Annotated in this window: 14 protein-coding genes and 1 pseudogene; 7 read left to right on the plus strand and 8 right to left on the minus strand. The window is 46.8% G+C overall.

What is annotated here, in order from left to right; translation table 11 throughout:
- Positions 1–3 precede the first annotated feature (3 nt).
- The 6 genes from tpiA to AN618_RS07660 all read right to left on the minus strand — a co-directional run bounded on the left by tpiA (position 4) and on the right by AN618_RS07660 (position 6,337).
- Positions 4–759: a triose-phosphate isomerase gene (gene tpiA, locus AN618_RS07635; protein ID WP_066353638.1), complete on the minus strand. Its 756-nt coding sequence runs from the start codon at positions 757–759 to the stop codon at positions 4–6.
- 11 nt (positions 760–770) lie between these two features.
- Positions 771–1,958, minus strand: a complete 1,188-nt coding sequence (locus AN618_RS07640; protein ID WP_066353640.1) for a phosphoglycerate kinase — start codon at positions 1,956–1,958, stop codon at positions 771–773.
- Positions 1,951–2,991: a sugar-binding transcriptional regulator gene (locus AN618_RS07645; RefSeq protein ID WP_066353643.1), complete on the minus strand. Its 1,041-nt coding sequence runs from the start codon at positions 2,989–2,991 to the stop codon at positions 1,951–1,953. The genes AN618_RS07640 and AN618_RS07645 overlap by 8 nt, the downstream gene beginning before the upstream one ends.
- A 52-nt stretch (positions 2,992–3,043) precedes the next feature.
- Entirely contained in the window at positions 3,044–4,057 is a 1,014-nt protein-coding gene (gene gap / locus AN618_RS07650; RefSeq protein WP_066353647.1) for a type I glyceraldehyde-3-phosphate dehydrogenase, read from the minus strand.
- 189 nt (positions 4,058–4,246) lie between these two features.
- A complete protein-coding gene (rpoN, locus tag AN618_RS07655; protein WP_066353648.1) occupies positions 4,247–5,647 on the minus strand; it encodes an RNA polymerase factor sigma-54 in 1,401 nt (466 codons plus the stop codon).
- Between the two features lie 213 nt (positions 5,648–5,860).
- Positions 5,861–6,337, minus strand: a complete 477-nt coding sequence (locus tag AN618_RS07660) for a general stress protein (protein WP_066353649.1) — start codon at positions 6,335–6,337, stop codon at positions 5,861–5,863.
- A gap of 124 nt (positions 6,338–6,461) precedes the next feature.
- Here AN618_RS07660 and AN618_RS07665 point away from each other — a divergent pair, with 124 nt between their 5' ends.
- Positions 6,462–6,926, plus strand: a complete 465-nt coding sequence (locus AN618_RS07665; protein WP_066353650.1) for an exonuclease SbcC — start codon at positions 6,462–6,464, stop codon at positions 6,924–6,926.
- On the opposite strand, the gene deoC is transcribed toward AN618_RS07665, so the two are convergent.
- On the minus strand, positions 6,927–7,598 hold the full coding sequence (deoC, locus tag AN618_RS07670; RefSeq protein ID WP_066353651.1) for a deoxyribose-phosphate aldolase: 672 nt from the start codon (positions 7,596–7,598) through the stop codon (positions 6,927–6,929).
- 196 nt (positions 7,599–7,794) lie between these two features.
- Between deoC and AN618_RS07675 the strand changes: the two genes are divergently transcribed.
- From AN618_RS07675 to AN618_RS07690, 4 genes are all read left to right on the plus strand, one after another.
- Entirely contained in the window at positions 7,795–8,367 is a 573-nt protein-coding gene (locus AN618_RS07675; protein ID WP_066353652.1) for a DUF5698 domain-containing protein, read from the plus strand.
- 160 nt (positions 8,368–8,527) lie between these two features.
- Complete coding sequence (locus tag AN618_RS07680; protein WP_066353656.1) at positions 8,528–8,926, plus strand: class II SORL domain-containing protein; 399 nt, start codon at positions 8,528–8,530, stop codon at positions 8,924–8,926.
- Positions 8,927–9,156: 230 nt separating this feature from the next.
- On the plus strand, positions 9,157–9,390 hold the full coding sequence (locus AN618_RS07685) for a hypothetical protein (protein ID WP_066353657.1): 234 nt from the start codon (positions 9,157–9,159) through the stop codon (positions 9,388–9,390).
- Positions 9,391–9,470: 80 nt separating this feature from the next.
- On the plus strand, positions 9,471–9,917 hold the full coding sequence (locus AN618_RS07690) for a hypothetical protein (protein WP_157081669.1): 447 nt from the start codon (positions 9,471–9,473) through the stop codon (positions 9,915–9,917).
- Positions 9,918–9,942: 25 nt separating this feature from the next.
- On the opposite strand, the gene AN618_RS13105 is transcribed toward AN618_RS07690, so the two are convergent.
- Positions 9,943–10,092: a hypothetical protein gene (locus AN618_RS13105; protein ID WP_157081670.1), complete on the minus strand. Its 150-nt coding sequence runs from the start codon at positions 10,090–10,092 to the stop codon at positions 9,943–9,945.
- A 92-nt stretch (positions 10,093–10,184) separates the two neighbouring features.
- Between AN618_RS13105 and AN618_RS13110 the strand changes: the two genes are divergently transcribed.
- Both AN618_RS13110 and AN618_RS12695 read left to right on the plus strand, forming a co-directional pair.
- The gene (locus tag AN618_RS13110) at positions 10,185–10,334 is read left to right on the plus strand and encodes a hypothetical protein (protein ID WP_157081671.1); all 150 of its coding nucleotides are present in this window, start codon (positions 10,185–10,187) and stop codon (positions 10,332–10,334) included.
- A gap of 245 nt (positions 10,335–10,579) precedes the next feature.
- Positions 10,580–10,760: pseudogene (locus AN618_RS12695) on the plus strand (group II intron reverse transcriptase/maturase); the annotation flags it as partial.

Consider the following 10,760-nt stretch of genomic DNA (forward strand, 5'->3'; position numbering starts at 1 on the left):
CTCCTAACCTCGATTGTATGTAGCTATTTGGTAAAAAGCCTTCGCATCCAGGCTCGCACCGCCCACTAGAGCTCCATCTATATCGGGCTGAGCCATTAGGTCCTTAATATTGTCCGGTTTTACACTTCCGCCGTAAAGTATGCGGATATCCTGTGCAACGTTGCCGTAAAGTTTGCAGAGCTTTTCCCTTATAGCCCCTATGACCTCCTGAGCATCGGAAGGCAGGGCTACCTTCCCCGTGCCTATGGCCCAGATGGGCTCGTAGGCAAAAATCAGGTCGTTTCCACAGCCGATTTGCACTCCGGAAAGGGCCTTTTCTACTTGGGCCAACACGACGGAAAGCGTCATTCCCTTTTCCCTTTGCTCGAGGCTCTCTCCCACGCAGATGACGGGAGTGATTCCGTGCTTTATAGCCGATTTTACCTTCTTGTTTACGGTATCGTCGGTCTCGGCAAAATACTGGCGGCGCTCAGAATGGCCTATTATTACGTAATCGCAGGGTATTTCCTTCAGCATGGGAGGAGAAATTTCACCGGTGAAAGCGCCCCTGTCCTCCCAGTGCATGTTTTGCGCTCCCAATTTTATACCACTTCCTTTTATTTTCTCTGCTGCTGCGTAAAGGCTGGTAAAAGGAGGGAAGATAGCTATTTCTGAGGAGATATCCTTTGCAAGGGGTAGAAAATCGTCCAGAAACTCCAACGTTTCCTTCACATTTTTATGCATTTTCCAGTTGCCTGCAAAAAGCGGCGTCCTCGACATGCCCTTCACCCCTATCGTTTATCGTTTAATACCGCAACGCCAGGCAATTCTTTTCCTTCCAGAAACTCCAGCGAAGCTCCGCCGCCTGTCGATATGTGAGTCATAGCATCGGCAAAGCCCAGCTGCTCTACCGCAGCCGCCGAATCTCCGCCGCCGACGATAGTTACAGCTCCGGATTCCGCCATAGCTTTTGCCACGGCAAGGGTGCCTTTCGCGAAATCCTTTATTTCGAAAACACCCATCGGACCGTTCCACACCACGGTCTTGGCTTCTTTTATGACTTTTGTAAATTTATCGCAGGTTACCTCTCCGATATCGACGCCTATCATATCATCGGGTATTTGGCTTACAGGGACCGTCCTGTATTCAACTCCTTCTTTCACTTCGGGGGCTACCACCACGTCATCCGGCAGCAGAACTTTTACTCCTTTTTCTTCAGCTTCTTTCAGAAGGTCTTTCGCAAGTTCCACCTTGTCCTCCTCAAGGAGGGACCTGCCGATATTATATCCCAACCCTTTCAGGAAAGTAAAGGCCATCCCCCCGCCTATCAATAGGTAATCCACTTTGTTTAAAAGATTTTTTATCACGCCTATCTTGTCGCTAACCTTTGCTCCGCCCAAAATTGCTACAAATGGTCTTTCGGGGGCTTCAAGCGCTTTTCCCATAATTTCTATTTCCTTTTTCATTAAAAATCCTGCGCCTGCGGGCAAAAATTCAGCCACCCCCGCAGTGGAGGCGTGAGCCCTGTGGGCTGTGCCGAAAGCGTCGTTTATGTAAATATCGGCAAGCCTTGCAAGTTTTTCAGCAAATCCCCTGTCGTTGGCCTCTTCTTCCGCATAAAAACGGACGTTCTCAAGAAGCATAACGTCGCCGGGTTTCATAGAAGCTGCGGCTTTTTCCACCTCTTCCCCTATGCAATCCCCGGCCATAACGACATCCTTTCCCAAAAGCTCCGAAAGTCTCCTCGCCACGGGTGCAAGGCTGTACTTGGGGTTTTTCTTGCCCTTGGGCCTCCCCAGATGGGATGCCAGTATAACTTTCGCACCATTTTTAATAAGGTACTGGATGGTGGGCAGCGTTGCTCTTATTCGGGTATCGTCGGTGATGTTGCCCTCTTCGTCCATCGGAACGTTGAAGTCCACCCTCACCAGAACCCTTTTGCCGTTGACGTCAAAATCTTCAACGGTCTTTTTATTCATCTGTACTTCCCCCTTCCAACTCTATAAGTTTTCTCGCAGCTCCCTCGTCGGTAATGAGAGCTGTCGGACAGTGATATTTTAAAAAGGCCCTTATGGCAGGTGCCTTTTTGGCCCCGCCGGCCACGGATATCACCTTTCGGACGTTTTTTAAGTCGTTAACGCTGAGCCCCGCGCTGGTGGTGGTGAATACCACCCTTCCTTCACTATCGAAGTAATAGCCGAAAGCCTCGGCCACGGCACCGTTTTTTAAAATTTTCTTTATGACACTTTCATCAAGACCCCGCCGGCGGGCCATTTCTTCGGCCCTTCCTATGCCGTGAATTACAACGTCAGCTCTTTTAATGAGAGATAAAACTTCTTTTATCCGCGGTTCGCTGGTTATGGACTCCATCGCCTCAGGCCCCAGGTTGTCAGGAACATAAAGCAGCCTGTATCTTGCCCCCAGTCGCTCGGCCAGCTCCGCCGCGATGGTGTTGGCCTGAATTTCCACCTTTTCGCCCAGGCCTCCCCTTGCAGCGACCACTACCACATCCTCGTACCCTTCAAGGCGGGGCATACCTTTGGGCACTTGAGCCATCGTGGTGCCTCCCGTTACAGCAACGATATCGCCGTTTTTCAAAAAAGATCTTAAGTAAGAGGCAGCCTCTTTCCCCATAAGGCTCTTGACGGTCTCATCCACATCCGAATCGCCGGGAGTAATGAGCACGTCTTCGCAGCCAAATTTTTCCTTAATTCTATCGGCGATGAAGTTCAATCCTTTCAGAAAGTACACGAAATTCTCCAGACGATTTATTAGTGCTTCTCCTTCTCTGGAAACCCTCATCCCTTTGGGTTCGATTTCAAGCAGCCCCAGCTCCTCTAGGCGCTTTACCTCCGTCCTGAGGGGTCTTTCGGAAAGGGACATTACCGCGGACAGCGCTCTTCGACCTATCGGCTGATTGTAATAGATATTTTTTAGAATGTCGAATCTTTGCTCGATTATCTGCGCCATCTCCGGAGCAATCTTTTTGAGAAGGCTTGCTATTTCTTCCATTCAAAGTGCGTCTCCTCTTTTAAGCAAAATAGCCCGAAAGGGCTATTTTGCTTTATAGTCCTTTCTCCGCTATATATTTCACTAAATCCATTACACGGCAGGAATATCCCCATTCGTTGTCGTACCAGGCTACCACCTTCACCAAATCGCCTTCCATCACCATGGTGGAAAGTCCGTCCACTATTGAGGAAAGTTCTGACCCTTTGAAGTCCATAGAGACCAAAGGTTCCTCCGTGTAACCAAGGATGCCCTTCATTGGACCTTCAGCCGCTGCTTTTAAGGCCTGGTTCACTTCTTCAACCGTCACGCTCTTTTCCAGCACGGCAGTGAAATCTACTATGGAAACCGTGGGGGTCGGCACCCTCAACGCAAAACCGTTGAGCTTACCTGCAAGTTCGGGTATGACCAGAGCTACCGCCTTTGCAGCACCGGTTGTCGTGGGGATGATGTTCAAAGCCGCAGCACGCGCCCTTCTCAAATCCTTGTGGGGCAGGTCCAGAATTCTCTGGTCGTTGGTGTAGGAGTGGACGGTATTCATGAGTCCTTTTTTGATGCCGAAATTATCCATCAATACCTTCGCTACGGGCGCAAGGCAGTTGGTGGTGCAGGAAGCGTTGGAAATCACATGATGTTCTTTTGGATTATACTTTTCGTGGTTTACTCCCATGACGATGGTGATATCCTCGCCCTTGGCCGGTGCGGATATTATGACCTTTTTGGCCCCTCCGCCTTCGATGTGTTTTATCGCCTTATCCTTCGACGTAAACACACCTGTGGACTCCACAACTATGTCGACGCCCAGGTCCTTCCACGGAATATTGGCGGGGTCTTTTTCGGCAAACACCTTTATTTCCTTGCCGTTTACCACTATCGCATCTTCCTTGGCAGTAACTTCGCCTTCAAACCTGCCGAAAACCGAGTCGTATTTCAAAAGGTGAGCTAAAGTGGCCGCGTCGGTAAGGTCGTTGATGGCCACGATTTCTATGTCCGGATGGTTTTTTAGTGCAGCTTTGAAAGAATTCCTGCCTATCCTTCCAAACCCGTTGATTCCGACTTTAACGCCCATAAAAAATCCTCCTTTGATTACGTTTTTTAATATTTTGCCTCACTTTAATTTAATTTATTTCCAGCTGTCACCTCCCGGGATATTTTTGGTCCCTGTGTTACATTTTTTGTCCCATAGGTTTTAAAAAAAATATTACATTAATCATTATATATAATTCTACAAAAACCATTCAATCCCTTCTTTCAAAAACTAATATCTCTTTCTTTTTGCCGAAGAAGGTATTCCAAGCTGTTCCCTGTATTTTGCCACGGTGCGCCTTGAAATCCTTATACCTTTCTTTTTTAGGTCATCGGCTATCATCTGATCGCTCAAGGGGTTATAAGGGTCTTCATTGGAAATCATCTCTTTTAGCATTTTCTTTATGGTCTCAGCGCACGTCGAAGACCCGTTTTCATTTTCCAAGCCGTTTTGGAAGAAAAATTTTAGTTCAAAAACCCCTCTAGGTGTTTGGACATATTTGCCGCTTATCGCTCTGCTGACGGTAGATTCATGCACCCCCACAACATCTGCTATCTGTTTTAAAGTGAGGGGTTTTAAACCCGATATGCCTTTGTCTAAAAATTCGCGCTGCACTTCCACGATGGCCTTTATAACTTTATAAAGCGTCATCCGCCGTTGTTCCAGGCTTTTTATGAGCCAGAGGGCTGCTTCCAGTTTTCTCGTGAGAAATTTGGAAGTTACGGATTCCTTATCTTCCGACAGAAGTAAAGACCTGTAGTAGGGGTTAATTGAAAGCCTAGGAGTCACCGAATCGTTCATTATCACTACATACTCATCGCCGACTTTTTCTATAACCGCATCGGGAACTACATAGTGGGTTTCGTTCACCGAAGAAAAATTCCTCCCTGGTTTCGGATCCAAACTGAGCACGATATCCTTCAACTCTTGAACCTTCGACAACGGTACGTTTAACTTTTCCGCTATCCTCGTATATCTCGCTTCCGCCAGGTCCTTCAAGTGATGTTCGATTAATTCCTTCAGTTTAGGGTCTTTAATTCCTTTTTGTTCCACTTGAATTAAGAGGCACTCTTGTAAGTTCCTCGCCCCTACACCGGGGGGATCAAGGGTTTGAACAACCTTTAGGGCTTTTTCCACTTCCTCGGCCGGAACTTTTAAAATCCTGGCGGCCTCCTGCACACTCACGGTAAGATACCCATTTTTATCCAGATTTCCTATGAGGAATTCCCCTATTTTGAAGATTTTTTTATCGGCAGCTACTAAGCGAAGCTGCATTAAAAGATGCTCCTGTAAAGTCTGGGTAGCAGAGACGAAATTTTCAAAGCTCGTCTCCTCTTCTTTTCTCTCTCTAGGAAATCTTAGAAAATCCCAATCGAAATAGTCCTGCAGGTATTCTTCCCACTCGATGGTGTCCTCGTTCGTCTTACCTTCATCAACCCTCATTCCGTCTTCTGAAAAGGCCGGATAATCATCCTCCTCTTTGTCCAAAAGCGGATTATTCAAAAGCTCCTGCTCTATATAGTCGCAAAGTTCCAGACTGGATAGCTGCAGTATCGTTATCGCTTGTCTCAACTCCGGAGTCATCAAAAGCTTTTGGGTCTGCGAAAGGGTAAGACTATAATTCATCTGCATAATTTGAGCCCCCTAAGCCCATAAAATCCTAAAAACCAGATTATTATTTATTATATTCGACAAAAACATCAATCTTACCTTTTTTGCAAATTTACATTTATTGAATACTTTTTTGAAATCGCAGCTCAATATTATATAACATCTAGTTTTAATTATACCACAAAATAAAAAATGCGGGGGAAGATTTCACGTTAATCCTTCCCCCGCCGGCCTCTAGTGGGTTTCCACGTCCCTTGCTCCGTTTTGCCTCATTATGTCGGCCGCTTTTTGGACCTTCTGCTCATGGGTGCGAACAGCCGCTAAAATCTTGCCCCTTTTAACTTCCTCTTCGTAATAACGGCCTCTTTCCTCGGGAATGCCCCAGTCTAAAAGGCCGCCGGCAATACCGCCCGTAGCAGCACCTGAGAGCATCCCTGCAATCGGCCCGGCCGCCACTATCGGCCCAAGTCCCGGTATTGCCAAAGCTCCGGCTCCCACCGCAAGTCCTGCCAAACCGCCGAGAATTCCTCCCGTAGTGGTCCCATCCGCCACCGTGTCCATGTTCATCGTTTCGCCATTGTCGTTTCCCTGCTGGCGGCCTTTTGCCACCACAGAGATTTCGTTCGTATCAAATCCAGAATTTCTCATTTCACTTACGGCTTTTTCCGCTTGCTGCCGGCTTTCAAAAACTCCTATGACGGTCTTCGACATTTTAATACCTCCTCCTAGTTTTTCACATTTTTATTGTCTCCTCATTTCCTGTCGCTAATACGCGCATTATTTTAGGTGAAAAGGAAAAAATAAAATAAAAAGATAAGTTCTAGGAGGAGGAAAAATGTTGGAAGACAAAAGCACACCCGACATCGCTCAGAACCAGTTTTTCCAGGACCTCCAGAGCATAGCGGACACGGTTAGAGAGCAGCAAATGTCCACAGAACAGCAGATAAAAAGTTCTCTTTCTCAAGTATCCACCAATATGATGGACTCCCGGCGCCTAGAAAATATACTAAATAGTGCACAGCAGCTGGAGCAACTGGTTAAAATGGGTTTTTCCAACATACAGGCTAACGCCCCACAATTCAGGCAGACATTGGATAACATGGAAAAGCAGTGTCACGAACAGCAGGTGGCCATGGACATGCAGGTAATTCAGGCGATGCAGCAGGCCATATCGGCTCTGGCAAGGGCGCAAAATGCTCTTCTACAAAGTCAAGCCATAAACAAAGTATTCGATACCATAACAAGGTGCGACGATGTCCTTTCCCAGATTGAAAAAACTTCCACCGTGCTTCCCCAATAACTATTTGAATTCTTCCATAATGGCTACGCCCGAACTCGTCCCTATTCTCGTTGCGCCGGCTTCGAGCATCTGCAATGCGGTTTTTAAGTCCCTTATTCCTCCGGAAGCCTTTACTCCCATTTTGCCCTCAACCAACTTCGCTATTAACCGCACGTCTTCTACCGTGGCTCCTGCAGGACCTAAACCGGTGGAAGTCTTGACAAAATCCGCTTTTGCATCCATGCAAAGCTTTACCGCGGTAACTTTTTCATTTTCCGTAAGATAACACGTTTCAATGATAACTTTAACTATAGTTTCAGGATTTGCCTCCTTTGCCGCCTGCACAACTCCTTCAATGTCCTCTTTTACCGCATAATAATCGCCGCTTTTTAAATATCCCAGATTTATAACCATGTCCACCTCAGAAGCTCCGGCTTCAACGGCTTTTTTGGCCTCGAACGCCTTAACTTCGGGAGAACTTGCCCCGAGCGGAAATCCTACGGTTGTTCCCACTTTCACATCGCTTCCTGAAAGTTTTTGGGTGGCGTAGCTCACATAACAGGGGCTCACGCACACTAAGTAAAACCCGTATTTTTTTGCTTCTTCGCAGAGCCTGTCGATATCATCAAACGTGGCCGTGGGCTTTAAAAGAGTATGGTCTATAACTTTTGCCATCTGTTCTTTTGCGATCATCAAAAAAGTCCCCCTTCATATTATTGATTTTCAAAGGAATCAAATGGAATTTGCAAAAATTCGGCAATAACCTTCAAAAAATCTCCATACTTTAATCCGTTAAATATTGAACAAACGCTGGGTTTTGAATAAAATAATGTGCTGTCAACCCATCATCAGATCCTCCTAAAAACCACCGATCGAGGAGGGGATGAAGATGATTCGGGACTGCTTTTTTGCTTTTTTACTCAACGTGTTGTACACGTCGCTTCACACTTTAAAAACCATCATGATAAGCCGCAAGATACTCAAACCGGCTTATTTTATCGTATTCCTTGAAGCCATAATAACAGCCTTAGGTTTTCAGCTGATAGCCCAGAACAAACAAATTTTTCTGCTGCTGGCTTTCTCCCTGGGCAGAGTGACCGGCGTCTGGCTGGGCCATTTGATAGAAAACACCATGGGTATAGGCGTTGTGGAAGTCACCGTATTTGCAAAGAAAGAAAAGGCCAAAAAAATCGCCGACAACTTAAGGGACATGGGTTATTCGGTAACCACCCATAAAGGTTACGGTTACGCCGGAGCCGAGCGGTTTTCCATAAACATAACGATTATAAGAAGGGAACTCCCGTTATTAAAGGAACTGCTAAAAAGATACGGCTACGAGGAAGCCACGATGGTCGTAAGGGAAGTCGAAGCCGTAAGCGGTAAAATCAGCGTAACCAATAAAACAAGGGAAAAGAAGGCTTTAAAGCCCTCTTTCAAAATCTTCCACCAGAGCTCCGCTTAATCTAAAACCCCGCCTTTCTACCTCCATTATATAAATTCTACGACTTTAAAATTACACCTGCTTGTGAATAAAAAAATTTATTTAACAAGAAGGAATTGCTGTCTTTTTGTAGTAATTTTATTAGTAATAAATATTATTTTCATCAAAAGGGGAGGATATAATGGAGTCCTTGAGCCTTAATATTCAAAAGGATGACTGGAAAAAAGAAAAGCATGTCCCTGTTATAGAGTTAAAAGAACCTGCTAAAAAGGGAGAGCCAATCAACATCCACCTTTGCGTGGGAAAAGAAATCCCGCACCCTAACACCCCCGAACACCACATCAGGTGGATAAAACTATTCTTCCAGCCCGATGGCGAGAAATTCACGATTCACCTCGGAACTTACATGTTCGAAGCCCACGCCGAATCGATAGAAGGGCCCAACAAAGGTTCTGCAAAGTGCGAACCTTGTGTGCATACCAGCGTAATTTTGGAAAAGCCAGGCACATTAATCGCCTTGAGCTACTGCAACATCCACGGCCTCTGGGAAAACTCGCTTAGAGTCGATTTTGAAAATTAATACAAGGCCCCGGGTTAAACTTTTTACCCCGGGGCCTTAATTTTCATAACGCTACGCAGCTTATGAAATTTCAGGCACGGCCCTCAAATGCTCCTAACAGCACTCTCGCCTTCATCAAAATAGAGTTAACGAATTTTCCGCAAGTCACAAAATACATACAGGAAGCAGAAAGGATTTATAATTAGGAATGAGGACATCTTATTTATAAAGTATGAGTAGGGAGGATTAAAATGGCGGAAATTTACATCAACCTGGGGCAGGAAATCAACGATTACGACATCAATTCCCTGAGAAGAAGGCTCAGGTCCGTAAAACCCGGAGAAGAAGTTGTCATCCGTATGGAAGCAGCCGATGCCCACCAAGCCGACCTGATAGTGGACGAGTTGAGGAATCAGGGCTTCGATTACCAGCCTCACGGCGGTCATTCGGGAGAATACTTCCTGATAGCCAGGAAAAAAGGTTGAAGTCAGAAATTCAAGGTCTATATGAGGGCGCTCCCCGACAATCGGGGAGTTTTTTCTTCTTTGCAGCGGAACTTAATAAAATGATAGTTAATATAATTATAGTAGACTCGAAGGAAGGAGGTTCAATTTTGATGGGCGAGTATCCGAACTACCCCGACTACAACGGTTGCCCCGATTATCACGACCATCACGAGTATCACGACCACAAACATGATGACCATCAATACGATCACTGCAACTACGACATGATCGAAGCCGAGATGATGTCCATGTACGATCCGCTGTGCCATGAGATAATGCATCACGTGCGGATGGTATGCGACAGGTACGATGACCCATGGAGATGCCCGTGTCCCACCCGGGAAATGGTGGAGCGCTGGTGCGATGAAGTTTTATATTCGTGGTCCCCGTCGTGGTATTCAGCTGAAGCAGAGACCCAGCAGTTTGGCCGAAGACCGCTAAGGTCCTTGGTGCTTGCCCTTTTAATATTTGAATTATTGCGCAGAAGGCGCAGGATATATAGATAAAGAAAAGGAGCTGCTGTTTAGATAATCAGCAGCTCTTTTTTTGAAACCACAACGATATTGTGCTTTTATCTTCAAACCCGAATTTTTCATCGTCAAGGAATGCAGCGTTCGGAGAATATCGAAAGGCCTCATCGTGGATTTCCCTGAAGCTTTCTTTGTTTTGATTCGACAGCATTTCATAAGGATATTTCCGGGGAAATATCGCTTTGTGTCGAGAACTTAAAGGGGAGCGTCTTTTTGCGCTCCCCTTATTTTAGTGCGCCCGGCATGGGCGTTAACTCGGTGGTGAAAGTCCACTGCAGGCGAGGCAGCCCTAGTCTGCTAGCCAAAGGCAAGGGTGTCCACCGTGAGGTGGAATCCGAAGGAAGCCGGAGGCAAAGCCACGGCCCGATGGACAAGAACCCCATACGAGGCTAGACCGCTCGGATGAGCTGGCTAGACACAGCGAAATCCAAGGCTGCCAAGGGGCGGTAGAGTATATGGGGCGGGCGCGGGGTGAAAGTTAACGCTCTTACCCGGGGAGGCCTGTCGGAAACGCCAGGTAAACTGGTAACCCATGCTGAAAGGCATGGCTGAACCGGCAGGAGTCAGCAGAGGGCATAGTACCTTGGAGGTCATGAACTTCGAGGGAAGGCCCGAACATCAAGTAAGAGGTGAGACCGATGAGTTCGAGAGAAGAGCGAAGACAGCAGAAAACCCCGGAAGGGGCCTACCCGCGGGAAGGAGTGGTGAAGCCACAGGGGCCCGCGGGAGGGCCGAGTTCTTCTCCGGCACGAAGCGGAGAGTCACCTCGCGGGGACAACGATAGCGGCCTGATGGAGCGGGTGGTAGAAAGAAACAACA

It is taken from the genome of Fervidicola ferrireducens, from assembly GCF_001562425.1.
Taxonomy (GTDB): Bacteria; Bacillota; Thermosediminibacteria; order Thermosediminibacterales; family Thermosediminibacteraceae; genus Fervidicola; species Fervidicola ferrireducens.